Origin of the sequence: Streptomyces sp. NPDC001027 (assembly GCF_040299045.1) — a bacterium.
Taxonomy (GTDB): domain Bacteria; phylum Actinomycetota; class Actinomycetes; order Streptomycetales; family Streptomycetaceae; genus Streptomyces.
Genome location: NZ_JBEPBI010000170.1, coordinates 1 through 17,129 on the forward strand (window position 1 = coordinate 1; position 17,129 = coordinate 17,129).

Annotated in this window: 15 protein-coding genes and 1 pseudogene; 5 read left to right on the plus strand and 11 right to left on the minus strand. The window is 72.9% G+C overall.

The features are described from left to right. Nucleotides 1-65: 65 nt before the first annotated feature. The 6 genes from ABT300_RS31520 to ABT300_RS31545 form a co-directional block, all read right to left on the minus strand. A complete protein-coding gene (locus tag ABT300_RS31520; RefSeq protein WP_319189164.1) occupies nucleotides 66-806 on the minus strand; it encodes a lysophospholipid acyltransferase family protein in 741 nt (246 codons plus the stop codon). 140 nt (nucleotides 807-946) lie between these two features. Further along, a complete protein-coding gene (locus ABT300_RS31525) occupies nucleotides 947-2,200 on the minus strand; it encodes a PP2C family protein-serine/threonine phosphatase (protein WP_351682888.1) in 1,254 nt (417 codons plus the stop codon). Between the two features lie 66 nt (nucleotides 2,201-2,266). After that, nucleotides 2,267-4,786, minus strand: coding sequence for a SpoIIE family protein phosphatase (locus tag ABT300_RS31530; protein WP_351682891.1), 2,520 nt, complete (start codon nucleotides 4,784-4,786; stop codon nucleotides 2,267-2,269). Between the two features lie 134 nt (nucleotides 4,787-4,920). Further along, entirely contained in the window at nucleotides 4,921-6,150 is a 1,230-nt protein-coding gene (gene rocD / locus ABT300_RS31535) for an ornithine--oxo-acid transaminase (RefSeq protein WP_351682894.1), read from the minus strand. After that, a complete protein-coding gene (ddaH, locus tag ABT300_RS31540) occupies nucleotides 6,147-6,959 on the minus strand; it encodes a dimethylargininase (RefSeq protein WP_351682897.1) in 813 nt (270 codons plus the stop codon). The genes rocD and ddaH overlap by 4 nt, the downstream gene beginning before the upstream one ends. A gap of 167 nt (nucleotides 6,960-7,126) precedes the next feature. Further along, nucleotides 7,127-7,612, minus strand: a complete 486-nt coding sequence (locus ABT300_RS31545; RefSeq protein ID WP_351682899.1) for an Lrp/AsnC family transcriptional regulator — start codon at nucleotides 7,610-7,612, stop codon at nucleotides 7,127-7,129. 77 nt (nucleotides 7,613-7,689) lie between these two features. On the opposite strand from ABT300_RS31545, the gene ABT300_RS31550 reads away from it, so the two are divergent. From ABT300_RS31550 to ABT300_RS31565, 4 genes and pseudogenes are all read left to right on the plus strand, one after another. Then, nucleotides 7,690-8,439, plus strand: coding sequence for a LytR/AlgR family response regulator transcription factor (locus ABT300_RS31550; protein ID WP_351682902.1), 750 nt, complete (start codon nucleotides 7,690-7,692; stop codon nucleotides 8,437-8,439). A gap of 2 nt (nucleotides 8,440-8,441) precedes the next feature. After that, nucleotides 8,442-8,840 (plus strand): hypothetical protein, encoded by a 399-nt coding sequence (locus tag ABT300_RS31555; protein ID WP_351682904.1) that lies wholly within the window; start codon nucleotides 8,442-8,444, stop codon nucleotides 8,838-8,840. Between the two features lie 13 nt (nucleotides 8,841-8,853). Continuing rightward, nucleotides 8,854-10,578, plus strand: coding sequence for a sodium/solute symporter (locus ABT300_RS31560; protein ID WP_351682907.1), 1,725 nt, complete (start codon nucleotides 8,854-8,856; stop codon nucleotides 10,576-10,578). Then, nucleotides 10,575-11,776: pseudogene (locus ABT300_RS31565) on the plus strand (sensor histidine kinase). The gene ABT300_RS31560 and the pseudogene ABT300_RS31565 overlap by 4 nt, the downstream one beginning before the upstream one ends. On the opposite strand, the gene ABT300_RS31570 reads toward ABT300_RS31565, so the two are convergent. The 5 genes from ABT300_RS31570 to ABT300_RS31590 form a co-directional block, all read right to left on the minus strand. Further along, the gene (locus tag ABT300_RS31570; protein WP_351682910.1) at nucleotides 11,777-11,947 is read right to left on the minus strand and encodes a hypothetical protein; all 171 of its coding nucleotides are present in this window, start codon (nucleotides 11,945-11,947) and stop codon (nucleotides 11,777-11,779) included. 61 nt (nucleotides 11,948-12,008) lie between these two features. After that, entirely contained in the window at nucleotides 12,009-12,959 is a 951-nt protein-coding gene (locus tag ABT300_RS31575) for a cytochrome c oxidase assembly protein (protein ID WP_351682913.1), read from the minus strand. A gap of 106 nt (nucleotides 12,960-13,065) precedes the next feature. Then, nucleotides 13,066-14,091, minus strand: a complete 1,026-nt coding sequence (locus tag ABT300_RS31580) for a 6-phosphofructokinase (protein WP_351682915.1) — start codon at nucleotides 14,089-14,091, stop codon at nucleotides 13,066-13,068. A gap of 208 nt (nucleotides 14,092-14,299) precedes the next feature. After that, entirely contained in the window at nucleotides 14,300-15,028 is a 729-nt protein-coding gene (locus ABT300_RS31585; protein ID WP_351682918.1) for a type 1 glutamine amidotransferase, read from the minus strand. A 17-nt stretch (nucleotides 15,029-15,045) separates the two neighbouring features. Continuing rightward, nucleotides 15,046-16,284: a MurT ligase domain-containing protein gene (locus tag ABT300_RS31590; RefSeq protein WP_057580793.1), complete on the minus strand. Its 1,239-nt coding sequence runs from the start codon at nucleotides 16,282-16,284 to the stop codon at nucleotides 15,046-15,048. Between the two features lie 157 nt (nucleotides 16,285-16,441). Here ABT300_RS31590 and def point away from each other — a divergent pair, with 157 nt between their 5' ends. Beyond that, complete coding sequence (def, locus tag ABT300_RS31595; protein ID WP_351682921.1) at nucleotides 16,442-16,987, plus strand: peptide deformylase; 546 nt, start codon at nucleotides 16,442-16,444, stop codon at nucleotides 16,985-16,987. Nucleotides 16,988-17,129 lie beyond the last annotated feature (142 nt).

Below are 17,129 nucleotides of genomic sequence, written 5' to 3' on the forward strand. Positions count from 1 at the left end.
GCCGGATGGATCCGGCCGCCCCTCAGCTGTCCCGCACCCGACGACCCGGTCGGGCTGCCGCCGCGTCACTTCGACGGCAGACGCGGGAACCTGCGTCCCTTCCCGGACTTCTCCGCCTCCGCCTTCGCGGCGGCCTCCTCGGCCTTGGCGACGGCCGCGTACTGGTCGACGTACTCCTGCTCGGACAGCGAGAGGATGGCGTACATGATCTCGTCGGTGATCGCGCGCAGCACGGCCTTCTCGTGCTCCATGCCGAGGTAGCGGGAGAAGTCGAGGGGCTTGCCGAAACGGATCACGACCGGGTGCAGGGTCGGGACGACCTTGCCCGGCGGCTGCGCCTCGAAGGTGCCGATCATCGCGCAGGGGATGACCGGCGCCTGCGCCCGCAGGGCCATCACGGCGACGCCCACCTTGCCCTTGTAGAGCCGGCCGTCGTGCGAGCGGGTGCCCTCCGGGTAGATGCCGAGCAACTCGTCCTTGCTCAGGACCCCCAGGCCCTCGCGGATCGCGGCCTGGCCGGCCTCCTTGCCGGAGCGGTCCACCGGGATCTGACCCGCGCTGCGGAAGAAGGCCGCGGTGAGCCGGCCCTTGAGGCCGGGGCCTGTGAAGTACTCGGCCTTCGCGAGGAACGTGATGCGCCGCTTGAGGATCGCGGGCATCAGGAAGTGGTCCGAGAACGACAGGTGATTGCCCGCGATGATGGCAGCTCCCGAGTCCGGCACATGCTCCAGACCCTCTATTCGGGGGCGGAAGAGCAGTCTCAGCAGCGGCCCCAACACCACGTATTTCAGGAGGTAGTAGAACAAAGGGTGTCGCTCCTCGTGTCCGGCGGATCGGCTCGAGGCCGTGTTCCAGCAGGTCAACCGGCATGGTGTGGGGTGCCAGTGTAGGGGCAGGCGGCAACCGCCGGAACCGTTCCGTTTCAGCCCCCGCGCCCCCTCGCCCGTCACAGCCGTACGACGACCAGGGCCGTGTCGTCGGTCGCGCCGCCCGACGGCAGGAGCTCCCACAGCACCGCGTCGGCGAGGCTCTCCGGGTCGGCGTCCCGATGCCGGGCCAGTGACTCCGCCAGACGGTTCAGACCCGTGTAGATGTCCTCCCGTCGCCGCTCGATCAGACCGTCCGTGTACAGGGCGAGGGTGGCGCCGTCGCTGTAGGCGGTGTGCGCCTCGGACCGCGGGGCGGGGTCGGGCCGGGCGTCGAGCGGGGGATCGGTCGCCCGGTCCAGGAACTCCACCCGCCCGTCGGCGTGCACGAGGACGGGCGGCGGGTGTCCGGCGCTGCTGTAGGTGATGGTGTGACGGTCGAGGTCGATGAACGCGGTGACCGCGGTGGCCGACTCGGCGCCGTCCACGACGTGCGCGTACCGCCCGAGGACGTTCAGCGCCTCGCCCGGTCCCCGGGCCACCCGGGAGGTCGCGCTGAGGGCGCTGCGCAGCTGGCCCATCACCCCGGCGGCCTCCAGGCCGTGTCCGACGACGTCGCCGACCGACACCCCGATGCGGTTGCCGCCGACCAGGTCGACCAGGTCGTACCAGTCCCCGCACACGTTGAGCGCGCCGACCGCCGGCCGGTAGCGCACCGCGGCCCGGTGGTGCCCCACCTGTCGGCCGGGGGGCAGCATCGCCTCCTGGAGCGCGAGGGCCACCTCGCGCTCACGGGCGTGGGCCAGCCGCAGCCGCTCGTTCAGCTCCTGCAGCTCACGGGCGCGCGTGTACAGCTCGGCCTCCAGCACCCGGCCCCGGCTGCCGACCCGCCCGTCGTCGGCTGCCGACCCGCGCCCATCGCGGGCCCGGATCAGCTCGGTGACCTCCTCGACGCGGTGCACCAGCAGCGCCACCGACCCGTCCGGGCCGTGCACCGGGGCGTTGACCGGGCTCCAGTAACGCTCCTCCCACTCGCCGGGCTGATCGGCCGACTCGACGTCGTAGCGCTGCAGGGCCATGGTGTCCCGCTCGCCGGTGGCCAGCACCCGGAGCAGCGACGCCTCCAGGTTGCGCATGCCGTTGGCGCTCGGGTCCTCGGGGTTGTCGGGGAAGACGTCGAAGAGGTGCCGGCCGATCACCTGCTCGCGTCTGCGTCCGGCCACCCGCAGGAACTCCTCGTTGGCGTCCGCGTACACCAGGCCGGGCGTGAGCAGCGCCACCATGCCCGGCAGAGCCTGGAACACCGCCGCGTAGTCGATCGCCGTGTCGTTCATGGCCTGCGCCCCATCTGCCGGTATTGCGCCATTTTCTCATGTGATACGACGAATATGTCCCATCGATCACACGTCGGGGTCCGTGAGCGACTGCTCCGCCCAGATGACCTTTCCCTCGGGGAGGAAGCGGGTGCCCCACCGCTGGGTGACCTGGGAGACCAGCAGCAGCCCCCGGCCCCCCTCGTCGGTGGCCCTCGGATGGCGCAGATGAGGTGCGGTGGCGCCGCCGTCGAAGACCCCGCAGAACAGGGTCCGCCCGCGGATCAGCCGGAGCCGGATCGGCCCCGTGGCGTACCGGATGGCGTTGGTGACGAGCTCGCTGACGACCAGCTCGGTGGTGAACGACAGCTCCGGGAGCCCCCACTCCGCCAGTCGGCGGCTCGCGGTCTTGCGGGCCTCGGCGACGGCAGCCGGGTCCGCGGGCAGCTCCCAGTCGGCCACCTGACCGGCCGGCAGCCGGCGGGTGCGGGCCATCAGCAGGGCCACGTCGTCGTACGGCCGGGCCGGGACGAGGGCGTCGATCACCGTCCGGCAGTGCAGATCGAGGGCGTCGGCCGGACCTTCCAGGGCCCGTCGCAGCCGCTCCCGGTCGGCGTCCGGCGTCCCCCGGCCGTCGTCGGCCAGCAGACCGTCGGTGTGCAGGGCGAGCGTGCTGCCCTCCGGCAGGAGCAGCTCGGCCGACTCGAAGGGCGGCCCGCCCACGCCGAGCGCGGGTCCCTGGGGCAGACCGACGAACTCGACGGTCCCGTCGGGCAGCACGACGGCCGGCGCGGGATGCCCGGCGGCGGCCATCACGCACTGCCCGTCGACCGGGTCGTAGACGACATACACGCACGCCGAGCCCGCCGCGTGCCTGCCGTCGGCCCCGGACCCGGCGTCCCGCGCGGCGGGCTCCTCGTCCCCGGTGTCGTCCTCCTCCTCGTCCATGCGGGTGACCAGGTCGTCGAGGTGGGCGAGGATCTCCGCGGGCGGCAGGTCCAGCGCCGCCAGGGTGCGCACCGCGGTCCGCACCCGTCCCATGGCCGCGGCGGCGTCGATGCCGTGCCCGGGCACCTCGCCGACGACGAGCGCCACCCGGGCCCCAGACAGCGGGATCAGGTCGTACCAGTCACCGCCGAGGCCGGTCAGCTCGTCGGCCGGCCGGTAGCAGGCGGCCACCTCGACGGCGTCCTGCTCGGGCAGCCGGCGGGGGAGCAGGTTGCGCTGGAGGGCCAGGGCCGCGTCCCGTTCGCGGGTGTAGCGCCGGGCGTTGTCCACGCAGACGGCGGCCCGCGAGACGAGGTCCTCGGCGAGCGCCAGGTCGTCCTCGTCGAAGGGTTCGCGCCAGTCGCTCCGCAGGAACGTGGTGACGCCGAGGACGGTGCCCCGCGCCCGCACCGGCACGATCAGGGCGCTGGGCGTGCCGGACCCGGCGGGCAGCACGGCGGCCCATTCCCCGGCCCCGGGGCCGCCCGGGTCCCCCGCTCCGCGCGCGCCGGCGGGCTCGAGCCGGTTCGCCCGCCAGGGCCGTCCGTCGGCCAGGGCGCGCGCCGGCGGCGAACCCGCCGCGAAGACGACCGCGGCCGCCCCGCCGGGACCGCCCGGACCGTCGGCGCCGACGGTCGTCTCGGCGTCCCCGGCCCGCCGCCGCCCCGCCCTGCGCAGCGTCACGGAATCGTCCGGGCCCATCGAAAGGGTCGGCGCGGGCTCCGCGCCCCGCAGCACCGGCTCGAGCAGGTCCACGGTGACGACGTCGGCGAAGTCCGGCACCGCCACATCCGCCAGTTCCTGGGCCGTCCGGGTGATGTCGAGGCTGCGGCCGATGCGGCGGCCGGCCCGGTCGAGCAGGGCGAGCCGCTGCCGGGCGCGGTGCCGCTCGGTCATGTCCACGACCGTGTAGTAGACGCCCATCGGGCCGCCCCGCTCGTCCTCCAGCCGGGTGAAGGACAGCATGTGCGCCGTCTCCCGGTGAGGAGCCGCCTGCACCCTGCCCACCAGCTCGTAGCCGATGACGGGCTCCCCGGACTCCAGCACCCGGCGCATCTGCGCCTCCATCGACGCGGAGTCCAGGCCCGGCTGCACATCCGCCAGCCGCAGCCCCAGCCGACGCTCGGGAGGCCCGCCGCCGAATCGCGCCAGGGCCGCGTTCGACCACACGAAACGCAGATCGGTGTTGACGATCGCTATGCCGATCGGGGAGTCCCCGACCATCTGCTCCAGCACCGAGCGGCTCATGTTCCAGCCCGGGGCGTCGGACATCTCGTTGAGCAGCGCCAGCCAGCGCGGGGGACCGCCCGGCTCGTGGGCCGAGGTCAGGCGCACCATGACCGGCACCGGCCGGCCGTCCCGGCGGCGGGCCGACAGCAGCCCCGCCCAGCCGCCGTCCACGCGGCACCGCGCGAGGACGTCCGCCACCCGTCCGGCGTCGGCGCGGGTGAGCAGTGCGGCCAGGTCGTTGCCCACGGCCTCGGCCGCCGGATACCCCAGCAGCCGTTCGGCGTCCCTGGTCCAGCTCGTCACCACGCCCCGCTCGTCGAGCAGCAGGGGCGCGGTGTCCGCCACGTCGAACCGTCGGCGGGCAGTGTCGTCCTCGTCCTCAGTGCCCACGGCCGGCCTCTCTGTCGCTGAGAGTGGTCTACCACCTCCCGACCCAATCTTCACCCTGCCTGCACAAGTGCGGCCGGGCCACCCGGGGCGACGCGGGACCCGCCCGCACCGGCCCCGGGGGGACGGCGGACCCGTCAGGCGCCCCGCGTCAGCACCCGCTCCAACGCGCCCAGCGCCCCGGCCAGTTCCTCGCCCGTGATGGTCAGCGGCGGCGCCAGCCGGATGGTCGAGCCATGGGTGTCCTTGACCAGGACGCCCTCCCGCATGAGGCGCTCGCTCACCTGGCGGCCGGTGCCGAGGGCCGGGTCCACGTCGACCCCCGCCCACAGCCCGCGTGAGCGGAAGCCGACGACGCCCTTGCCGACCAGCGAGGTCAGCCCCTCGCGCAAGCCGACGCCCAGCTCGGCCGCCCGGCGCTGGAAGTCGCCCGTCTCCAGCAGCTCCACCACCGCCGTGCCGACCGCGGCGGCCAGCGGATTGCCGCCGAACGTCGACCCGTGCTCGCCGGGCCGCAGCACCGACAGCACCTCCCGCCGGGCCACCACCGCCGACACCGGCACGATGCCGCCGCCCAGCGCCTTGCCGAGGAGCACCACGTCGGGCACGACCCCCTCGTGCTCCACGGCCAGCGTCCGCCCGGTCCGCCCGAGCCCGGACTGGATCTCGTCCGCGACGAACAGGCAGTTCGTCCGGCGGGTCAGCTCCCGCACTCCCGCCAGATAGCCGTCGTCGGGGACGACGACGCCGGCCTCGCCCTGGATCGGCTCGATCAGCACCGCCGCCGTCGTCTCGTCGACCGCCGCCTCCAGCGCGGCCAGGTCGTTGTACGGGACGATCCGGAAACCCGGCGTGAACGGGCCGAAGCCCGCCCGGGCCGTCTCGTCCGTCGAGAAGCTCACGATCGTCGTGGTGCGGCCGTGGAAGTTGTCGGCGGCCACCACGATCGTCGCCCGGTCGGCGGGGACGCCCTTCACGTCGTACGCCCACTTGCGGGCCACCTTGACGCCGCTCTCGACCGCCTCCGCGCCCGTGTTCATCGGCAGGACCATGTCCAGACCGGTCAGCTCCGCGAGCCGCTCGGCGAACCCGGCGAGGCGGTCGTTGTGGAAGGCGCGGGAGGTGAGCGTGAGACGGTCCAGCTGTCGGTGGGCCGCCTCGATCAGGGCGGGGTGCCGATGGCCGAAGTTGAGCGCCGAGTAACCGGCCAGCATGTCGAGGTAGCGGCGGCCCTCGACGTCCTGCACCCACGCGCCCTCGGCGCTCGCGACGACCACGGGCAGCGGGTGGTAGTTGTGCGCGAGGACCGGCTCCTCGGCGCGGATCAGATCGGCGGAGGAGCGCGTCGGGACGACGGGTGCGGTCATGAACGAATCTCCTGAGTGCAGCACTTGATGCCGCCGCCGGCCTTCTGGAACTCCGAGAGGTCGACGGGGACGGGGACATAGCCGCGCTCGCCGAGCCGGGCGGCGAGAGCCTCGGCCCGGGGCGCGATGAACACATGGCGGCCGTCGGACACCGAGTTCAGCCCGAACGCCATGGCGTCGTCGCGGGTGGCGAGCACCGCGTCCGGGTACAGCCGCGCGAGCACCTCCCGGCTGCCCTGCGAGAAGGCCTCCGGGTAGTACGCGACGTTGTCGTCGTCGAGGACGAACAGCGCCGTGTCCAGGTGGTAGAAGTGCGGATCCACCAGGGTCAGGCTGATGACCGGGTGGCCGAAGAACTCCTGCACCTCGCGGTGCGCCTCACGGGTCGTGCGGAACCCGGTGCCGGCCAGCACGTACCGGCCCGTCCACACCAGGTCGCCCTCGCCCTCGCAGACGGACTCCGGACGGTGGACCTCGTAGCCCGCCGCCTTGAACCAGGTGTCGTAGTGGACGGACTCGGGACGCCGCTCGGGCGCGTGGAACAGGGAGCCGAAGACGCGGCCGGCGACGACGACCGCCGAGTTCGCGGCGAAGACCATGTCCGGGAGGCCGGGGGCCGGCTCCACGGCCTCCACGGTGTGGCCGTGGCTGCGGTAGGCGCTGATCAGCCCCTGCCACTGCGCCTGGGCGAGATCGACGTCGACGGGGGTGTCGGGATGCATCCAGGGATTGATCGCGTACTGCACCGCGAAGTGTCTGGGTTCGCAGACGAGGAAGCGCCGGGGGCGCCGCACACGGCTTTCGGACACAGAGGGGTTCCTCCGTTTTCCTGCGGTGTCGACTGAGGGTTGACACCACGGTAGGAACCGACGGGGATGCCCGACAAGCAACGAGCATTGCGTGTCCGCGCACGAACGCTGCGTGATTCGCCCTGCTGACGCAGGTTTCCTGCGCAGCCGCAGGTTTGTTCGCAGGTTTATTCGGGAGCGGGCTGCGTCGCGCCCGCCTCCGGGCTCTCCGGCAGCAGATGCGACAGCACCATCACGCTGATCGTCTTCCGGATGAACGGCTCGACCCGGATCCGCTCCAGCACCTCCTCGAAGTGCTCCACGTCCCGCGCCCGCACATGCAGCAGCGCGTCCGCACCGCCCGTCACCGTCATCGCCGCGGTGATCTCCGGATGGTTGCGCACCACCTCCGCCAGCCGCCGCGGCGGCGCGGCGCCCTCGCAGTACACCTCGACATAGGCCTCCGTGCTCCAGCCCAGCGCCGCCGGCTGCACCGTGGCCGTGAACCCCGTGATCACTCCGGTCTCCCGCAACCGGTCCACCCGGCGCTTGACGGCCGTCGAGGACAGCCCGACGGCCGTGCCGATCTCGGCGAAGCTCGTCCTGGCGTTCGCCATCAACGCGGTGATGATCTTCCGGTCGAGATCGTCGAAAAGGGCGCCGCCGTCGTTCATGTCCGCACTGTATCCAGCACGAACGTCCGCTCCCCGTACATGTCCCGCCGCGCCGATCACCCCTACACTCCACCTTCATGCTGCGCGCCCTCGCCGTCGACGACGAACGCCCCTCGCTCGAGGAGCTGCTCTTCCTGCTCTCCGCGGACCCCCGCATCGGCAGCGTGGAGGGCGCCGGCGACGCGACCGAGGCGCTGCGCCGCATCAACCGTGCCCTGGAGTCCGGACCCGACGGACCCGAGGCCGTCGACGTCGTCTTCCTCGACATCCAGATGCCCGGCCTCGACGGCCTCGACCTGGCGCGTCTGCTCACCGGCTTCGCCCGGCCCCCGCTGGTCGTCTTCGTCACCGCCCACGAGGACTTCGCCGTCCAGGCCTTCGACCTCAAGGCCGTCGACTACGTCCTCAAACCGGTCCGCAAGGAACGCCTCGCGGAAGCCGTCCGTCGCGCCGCCGAACTGCGCGGCGCCGCGCCCCGCATCCCGGTCCACGAACCCGACCCCGACCACATACCCGTCGAACTCGGCGGCGTGACCCGCTTCGTCGCCGTCGACGACATCACCCACGTCGAGGCGCAGGGCGACTACGCCCGGCTGCACACCGAACGCGGCAGCCATCTCGTGCGCATCCCGCTGTCCACCCTGGAGGATCGCTGGGGCGCCCGCGGCTTCGTGCGCATCCACCGCCGCCATCTCGTCGCCCTGCGCCACATAGGCGAACTCCGGCTCGACGCGGGCACGGTGAGCGTCCTCGTCGGCGGCGAGGAACTCCAGGTCAGCCGCCGTCACGCCCGCGAACTGCGGGACCTGCTGATGAGGAGGCCCTGACCGTGCCCCATCAGGACCCCGTCGAACGACGTGTCGTCGTCACCCGCCCCGGCCGCCGCGCCGTGCCCCACGCCCGGCTCCGCTCGCGCGGACGCTACCCGCACGCCTCCGGCTACTACCGCCCGCGCACCGAGATCGACGAGCAGACCACCCTGGGCGACACCTACGTCCGTTCCCTGATGCGGTCCCAACTGCGCGCCGCACTCACGGTGTTCGCCGTCCTCGCGCTCCTCGTGGGCCCGCTGCCGCTGCTCTTCGCGGCGATGCCCGACGCCCATCGCCTCGAATGGGCGGTCCTCGGCTTCGGCCTGTACGCCCCGCTCGTCCTGCTCGCCCGCTGGTACGTGCGCCGCGCCGAGCGCAACGAACGGGACTTCGTCCGGCTGGTCGAGGACCGGTGAGGGCCAAGCGACGATGACCTCGACCTTCGCCGTGCCCGCCGTCGCCCTGGTCGTCGTCGCGACCGTCCTCGTCGGCGCCTTCGGCCTGCGCATCTCCCGCACCACCTCCGACTTCTACGTCGCCTCCCGCACCGTCGGCCCCCGCCTCAACGCGGCCGCCATCAGCGGCGAGTACCTCTCCGCCGCCTCCTTCCTCGGCATCGCGGGCCTCGTCCTCGTCCAGGGCCCGGACATGCTCTGGTACCCGGTCGGCTACACCGCCGGCTATCTGGTCCTGCTGATCTTCGTCGCCGCCCCGCTGCGCCGCTCCGGCGCCTACACCCTCCCCGACTTCGCCGAGGCGCGGCTCGCCTCACAGGCCGTGAGACGGCTCGCGGGCGCTTTCGTCGTCGGCGTGGGCTGGCTCTACCTGCTGCCCCAGCTCCAAGGCGCGGGACTGACGCTGACGGTGCTCACCGGCGCTCCCGACTCCCTCGGCGGGCTGATCGTCGCACTGGTCGTCACGGCCACCGTCGCCGCGGGAGGCATGCGCAGCATCACCTTCGTGCAGGCCTTCCAGTACTGGCTCAAACTCACCGCCCTCCTCGTCCCCGTCCTCTTCCTGGTCCTCGCCTGGCAGAGCGACGGCGCGCCGCACGACGTCTTCGAGGAGCCCGCGGCCTTCCGCGACCAGCGGGTGGTCCGGGTCGGCGACACCCTGGACCTGAAGCTGGACCGCCCCCTGACCGTGACCGTGGACGGCACGGTCGACGGCCGCCCGCACGAGGACGCGCTGCTCCGGCTGCCCGCCGGCACCCACCGCATCGAGCGGGGCGCCCGCCTCACCTTCGCCGAAGGCGCCACGGTCCCCGCCGCCGAACGCGGCAGCAGCGGCGGCATGTCCACCTCGCTCGCCACCAGCCGTGAGGAGCGGCCGCTGTACGCCACCTACGGGCTGATCCTCGCCACCTTCCTCGGCACCATGGGCCTGCCGCACGTCGTCGTGCGCTTCTACACCAGCCCGCACGGCGTCGCCGCCCGCCGCACCACGGTCGCCGTCCTCGCCCTGATCGGCGCGTTCTACCTCCTGCCGCCCGTCTACGGCGCCCTCGGCCGCCTCTACACGCCCGAACTCGCCCTCACCGGCGACGCGGACGCGGCCGTCCTGCTGCTGCCGGACCGGGTGATCGGCGGCCTCGGCGGCGAGCTGCTGGGCGCGCTGGTCGCCGGCGGCGCCTTCGCCGCGTTCCTGTCCACCGCGTCCGGACTGACGATGGCGGTGGCCGGAGTGCTCGCCCAGGACGTCCTGCCGACCCGCGGCGTCCGGCACTTCCGGCTCGGCACCGGACTCGCCATGGCCGTCCCGCTGGCCGCCAGTCTGCTGGTGGGCGGACTGCCGGTGGCCGACGCCGTGGGACTGGCCTTCGCGGTGTCGGCGTCCTCGTTCTGCCCGCTGCTGGTGCTCGGCATCTGGTGGCGCCGGCTGACGCCGCCCGGCGCGGCCGCCGGAATGCTGGTCGGCGGCGGATCGGCGTTCGTCGCGGTCGCCGCGACGATGGCCGGACTCCCCGGCGCGGGCCCGGCGCACGCCCTGCTCGCCTGGCCCGCCCTGTGGTCCGTGCCGCTCGGCTTCCTCACCATGATCCTGGTGTCCCTGGCCACCCCGAACCGCGTCCCGTCCGGCGCCTCCGCCATCCTGGCCCGCTTCCACCTGCCGGAGGAACTGCGCACCGCGCCGGCGTCGGAGGCGAAGCCGTGAGCGGCTTCCTGGCGGGCGTCTGCATCGCCATCCTGCCGTTCCTCGCCGCCGGCTTCTGGCTCGGGCGGCGGACCGGCGGCCGGAGCGCCTCGGGGGCCTCGGCACCCCCGTCGAGCACGCCACCTTCCAGACCCTGCACACCGCGTCCCTCGCCGCGCCCCCGCTGAGGGCGGGACTGACCGAGGAGACCGCCCGCAGGTCGGCCCGCAGGCTGCGCACCCTGCTCGGCACGGACGCCCTGTGCCTGACCGACGAGGAACAGGTGCTGGTCTGGGACGGCGTGGGATCCCACCATCGCGCCGAGATCATGGAACGGCTGGCCGGTCCGCTGGACAGCGGTCGCGGCGAGGCCTTCCGCCTGACCTGCGAGCACGCCGACTGCCCCGTCCGCTGGGCCGTGGTCGCCCCGCTCACCGTCGACGACCGGGTGCACGGCGCGCTCGTCGCCTGCGCGCCCCGCGAGTCCGCCGTGCTGGTCCGGGCGGCCGGCGAGGTGGCCCGCTGGGTGAGCGTCCAGCTGGAGCTGGCCGACCTCGACCAGTCGCGCACCCGGCTGATCGAGGCGGAGAAGGCCCTGCGCGCCCAGATCTCCCCGCACTTCATCTTCAACTCCCTCGCCGTGATCGCCTCGTTCGTCCGCACCGACCCCGAGCGGGCCCGCGAACTGCTGCTGGAGTTCGCCGACTTCACCCGCTACTCGTTCCGCCGACACGGCGACTTCACCACCCTCGCCGACGAGCTGCACGCCATCGACCACTATCTGGCGCTGGTGCGGGCCCGCTTCGGCGACCGCCTCGCCGTCACCCTGCAGATCGCCCCCGAGGTGCTCCCGGTGGCGCTGCCGTTCCTCTGCCTCCAGCCGCTGGTGGAGAACGCCGTCAAGCACGGTCTGGAGGGCAAGTCCGGCACCTGTCACATCCAGATCACCGCGCAGGACGCAGGCGCCGAGGCCCTCGTCGTCATCGAGGACGACGGCGCCGGCATGGACCCGGGGGCGCTGCGCCGCATCCTGGCCGGCGAGGTCGGCCCCTCCGGCGGCATCGGCCTGTCCAACGTGGACGACCGGCTGCGCCAGGTCTACGGCGACGACCACGGCCTGGTCATCGAGACGGCCCTCGGGGCGGGTATGAAGATCACCGCCCGGCTGCCGAAGTACCAGCCGGGCGTGCACTCGGCGGCCCGGCTCGGCCCCGCATGATCAGCCGGTCCGCATCACTACCAGGGCGAGGGTGATCAGCCCGAGCACCACCCAGCCGAACCACAGCCAGCCGTTGCTGCCGAGCGCCACCGTGTAGGCGGTCACCGCGACCAGGCCGCCGACGGTGAGCACGCCCATGGTCTTCGTGGAACTGTCCGTGGTACCGGCCATCGCGACACCCTCCTCAGGGCCGCCCTCCGCCGGGCGGGTCCCCCTCCATGGTGCCCCGGGATCAGCGCCCGCGTGCGTCGAGTGACGCAAGATAGGCGTTGTAGGCCTCCAGCTCCCGGTCCCCGTCGCGGTCGGCGGCCCGGTCCTTGCGCCGGGCCTGGCGCTGCTCGGAGCCGTACCACTGGAAGAGCAGCGCGATCAGCACCAGCACGGACGGGATCTCGCTGAACGCCCAGGCGATGCCGCCGGCCGCGTTCTGGTCGGCGAGCGCGTCGATGCCGAGGGAGGCCGGCGGGTTCTCGAACGTCTTCACCATCGGCTGCGAGGCCATCATCAGCGCGATGCCGAAGAACGCGTGGAACGGCATGCCCGCGAACAGCTCCAGCATCCGCATCAGATATCCCGGCCGGTTCGGACCCGGATCCACGCCGATGATCGGCCAGAAGAACACCACGCCGACGGCGAGGAAGTGCACCATCATCGTGACGTGCCCGGTCTTCGAGCCCATCAGGAAGTCGAACAGCGGGGTGAAGTAGAGGGCGTAGAGGCTCGCGATGAACAGCGGGATCGTGAACGCGGGGTGCGTGATGACGCGCATGTAGCGGCTGTGCAGCAGCATCAGCAGCAGCTCACGCGGTCCCTTGCGCCCCCGCTCGGCGGCCGGCAGCGCGCGCAGCGCGAGCGTCATGGGGGCGCCGAGCAGCAGCAGGATCGGCGACAGCATGCTGATCACCATGTGCTGCACCATGTGCACGCTGAACATGACCATGCCGTAGTCGTTCAGGCCGGTGCACATCACGAGCATGACGGTCAGCACGCCGACGGCGAACGACACCGTCCGCCCGACCGGCCACGCGTCCCCGCGCCGCCGCAGCCGCAGCACGCCCCACCCGTACAGTCCGAGCCCCAGGAGACAGGCGACGAGGAAGAACGGGTCCGCCGACCACTGAAGGCCCCGTCCCAGCGTGAACGGCGGCAGATCCATCGTCATGCCGTGACCGCCGTGGTCCATTGCGCCGGCTCCTGATTCGTGGGGGGTTGTACGTTTCCTGCCGCCCCAAGAGTAGAACCGCCCCCGGCGATCTTCGTCACCGGGGGCGGCTGGAGTCGTGGCCCTCCTACAGGACGGTCTCCGCCTCGGCGTACCGCTCGTCGGGGACCGTCTTCAGCGTCTCCACGGCCTCCGCCAGCGGCACCATCACGATGTCCGTGCCGCGCAGGGCCGTCATGTGGCCGAACTCGCCGCGGTGCACGGCCTCCACCGCGTGCCAGCCGAACCGCGTGGCCAGCACCCGGTCGTAGGCGGTCGGCGTGCCGCCGCGCTGCACATGCCCGAGGATGACCGGCCGGGCCTCCTTGCCGAGCCGGGCCTCCAGCTCGATGGAGAGCTGCCGGGCGATGCCGGCGAACCGCTCGTGCCCGTAGACGTCCTTGCCGCCCTCGTCGAAGGCCATGCCGCCGGGAGCCGGCTTGGCGCCCTCCGCGGCCACCACGATCGCGAACCGCTTGCCCGCCTCGAACCGTTCGCCGACCCGGCGGGCCAGCTCCTCGACGTCGAAGGGCCGTTCCGGCACGACGATGGCGTGCGCGCCCGCCGCCATGCCGGAGTGCAGCGCTATCCAGCCGGTGTGCCGTCCCATGACCTCGACCACCAGGACCCGCTGGTGCGACTCGGCGGTGGTCTTCAGCCGGTCCAGCGCCTCGGTCGCGACGCCGACGGCCGTGTCGAAGCCGAACGTGACGTCGGTGACGGCGATGTCGTTGTCGATGGTCTTCGGCACGCCGACGACGGGCAGCCCGCTGTCGGACATCAGCCGGGCCGCCTTGAGGGTGCCCTCACCGCCGATCGGGATGATCGCGTCGAGCCCGAGGTCCTGGACATGGCCCCTGGCCCGCTCCACGCCGTCCCGCAGATGGGAGGGCTGGACCCGCGAGGAACCGAGGATGGTGCCGCCGCGGGCGAGGATGCCGCCCACCGCGTCGAGGTCGAGCTTGAGGTAGTCGCACTCCAGGAGGCCCTTCCAGCCGTCCCGGAAGCCGATGACCTCGTCGCCGTGGTCCACGACGGCGCGGTGCACGACGGACCGGATGACGGCGTTCAGGCCGGGGCAGTCGCCGCCGGACGTGAGGACACCAATGCGCATAGCCCGAAACAACCTTCTCCACGTGGGCCTGGTCCGGACCACACTGTCCGGCTCGAATCCCCGCCACCCTAGCGGCAGGAGGGGGCGGGGCCGAAGCATGCGTCCGCCTGCTGGACGCACCTGCTCACCTGTGCGGACGCGCCGTCAGACGGGCTGCTGACGGCGCCCTGAAGATCAGGTGAACACACAGGTCACGCGGGCTGTCGGGTCACGCGGGCTGCTGGGCGGCGGCGATGCGCTCGCTGCGCAGCGCCTCGTACCAGCGGTCGTCGATCGGCGGCAGCGCGTTCACGTCGAGCGCCAGCTTCAGCAGCAGGTCCGCGATCAGCGGGTTGCGCGCGAGCACCGGACCGTGCATGTACGTGCCGAACACGGTGTCGTTGTACGCGCCCTCGGTGCCGTCGCCCGTGCCGTTGCCCTTGCCGAGCGTGACGCGGGCGAGCGGGCGGGCGGTCGGTCCGAGGTGGGTGACGCCCTGGTGGTTCTCGAAACCGGTCAGCGGGGGCAGGCCGAGGCGCGGGTCGATGTCCCCGAGGACGTCGCCGACGCACCGCTCGCCCTCGCCGCGCGTCGTCGTCACGTCCAGCAGGCCGAGACCCGGCTCGCGCTGGCCGAGGTCGTTCACGAACTCGTGGCCGAGGATCTGGTAGCCGGCGCAGACCGCGAACACGATCGCGCCGTTGTTCACCGCCTGGTACAGGTGCGCGTCGCGCCGCAGCCGCTCCGCCGCGAGCCGCTGCGGCCGGTCCTCGCCGCCGCCGATGAGGTAGATGTCGCCGGAGGTCGGGATCGGCTGGTCGCTGCGCACGTCGAGCCGGGCCACGTCGAGGCCGCGCTGGCGCGCGCGGCGCTCGACGACGAGGGCGTTGCCCTGGTCCCCGTAGGTGCTCAGCAGGTCCGGGTAGATCCACACCAGCCGCAGTTGGTTGTCGCTCATGGAAACGTCCTTCGAAGTCAGTTGCCGACGCGGCGGCGCAGGTCCTGGAACGCGGTGTAGTTCGCGATGACCTCGATCCGGCCGGGCGGCGCCTGCTGCACGGCCTGGTCGAGGTTCTCGCAGACCTGGAAGTGCTGGTTCGCGACCTCGAGACGCACCGCGAGGTCCAGCTTCCGGTCGCCGACGACGAAGATCGGGTGGCCGGTCAGCCGCGTGTAGTCGACGTCCCACAGCCAGGAGGTGTCGGTTCCGTCGGCGCCGCGCGCGTTCACCGAGAGGATGACCGGGGTCGGCGGCGGGTCGATCAGGCTGAACGTCTCGAGCCAGCCGGCCGGGTTCTTCGCCAGCAGCAGCCGAAGGTCGCGGCCCTGGAACTGGACGACGTCGTAGCGCCCGGCGACGGCCTGCACCGCGTACATCCGCTCCAGCGCCACCTGCGGGGGCACGCCGAAGACGGCCGCCACGGCGGCCGACGAGGCGGCGTTGGCCTTGTTGGCGCGGCCCGGCAGCTGGAGGTGGATCGGCCACGCCGACCCGTGCGGGTCGATGACGTGGTCGCCGGAGAGCGCCCAGCTCGGCGTCGGACGGCGGAAGCCGCACTCGCCGCAGAACCAGTCGTCGCCGGGCCGCTGCATGACGCCGCCGCAGGACGGGCACGACCAGGCGTCGTCCTTCCACATCTGACCGGCGGCGACCCAGACGACGTTGGGGGAGGAGGAGGCCGCCCAGACCACCAGCGGGTCGTCGGCGTTGGCGACCACGACGGCCTTGGAGCCGGCGAGCCCCTCACGCCAGTTCTCCGCGAGCATCCGGGTCTCGGCTGCGCGGTCCAGCTGGTCGCGGGAGAGGTTGAGCAGCGCGATGCACTTGGGCGCGGTGTCCCGGGCGACGCCCGCGAGGTACTTCTCGTCGACCTCGATGACGCCGTAGCGGGCCTCGGAGCCGCCCGCGAGGGCCGAGGTGATGCCGGCCGGCATGTTGGCGCCGAGCGCGTTGGACACGACCGGGCCGGCGGCGCGCAGCGCCTCGGCGATCAGCCGGGTGGTGGTGGTCTTGCCGTTGGTCGCCGAGACGAGGACCACGTCCAGGTTCTGGGCGAGCCTGGCGAGGAGGTCGGGGTCGAGTTTGAGCGCCACCCGGCCGCCGATCACCGAACCGCTGCCGCGCCCCGCGGCGCGCGACGCCGCCGCGACCGCCTTGCCCGCGGTCACGGCGATCTTGGCCCGCGGCGTGAGCGGGTCCGAGTTGCCTGCCATCAGTTCTCGATCCTCCTTGCGTACGCGCCGCGCCTCTGCCGTACGGCAACGTGGTAGGCGGTCAGCCTATCGAGATCCATTCGCACTCCCGAATCCCGGCACCGCTTCACGTCGCGCGCGGCATGCGCGTGTCAGAAAGGACCGTACCCTTGCCGCCATGCGACACGGCTCCATCCCGGGCGCCCGCGGGCGCGTCCGGCCCCTCACCCTGCTCGGCGACCCCGTCCTGCACGCCCGTTGCGAGGACGTCACCGACTTCGGTCCCCAACTCGCGCGTCTCGTCGAGGACATGTTCGCGACGATGTACGCGGCCCAGGGCGTCGGCCTGGCGGCCAACCAGGTCGGCGAGGCGCTGCGGGTGTTCGTCTACGACTGCCCCGACGACGAGGACGTCCGTCATGTGGGCCATGTGGTGAACCCGCGCATGGTCGAGGCCGACGGCCTGGTCCTGCGCGGCCCCGAGGGGTGTCTGTCCCTGCCCGGGCTGGAGGCGGGGACGGAGCGCCACGACCACGCCGTGGTCGAGGGCCGCACGATGACGGGGGAGCGGCTGCGGGTCCACGGCACGGGATTCTTTGCCAGATGCCTGCAGCACGAGTGCGACCACCTGGAGGGCGTGGTGTACGCGGACCGGGTGTCGGGCTGGCGCGGCAGACGGCTGGCGCGCCAGGTGCGCCGGGCTCCCTGGCGCGACGCCCCGTAGAGACACGGGCGGTACCGGTCGGCCCGTGCCGGCGGCCGGCCGCGCTGCCGGCCGCCCGGCGGGGCTCGTGCCGCGCCACGCGCGGCCCCAGCGCGGCGCCCGTGGCCCACGCGGGGGGCTTGCCGCCCCCGCGCGGGACGCG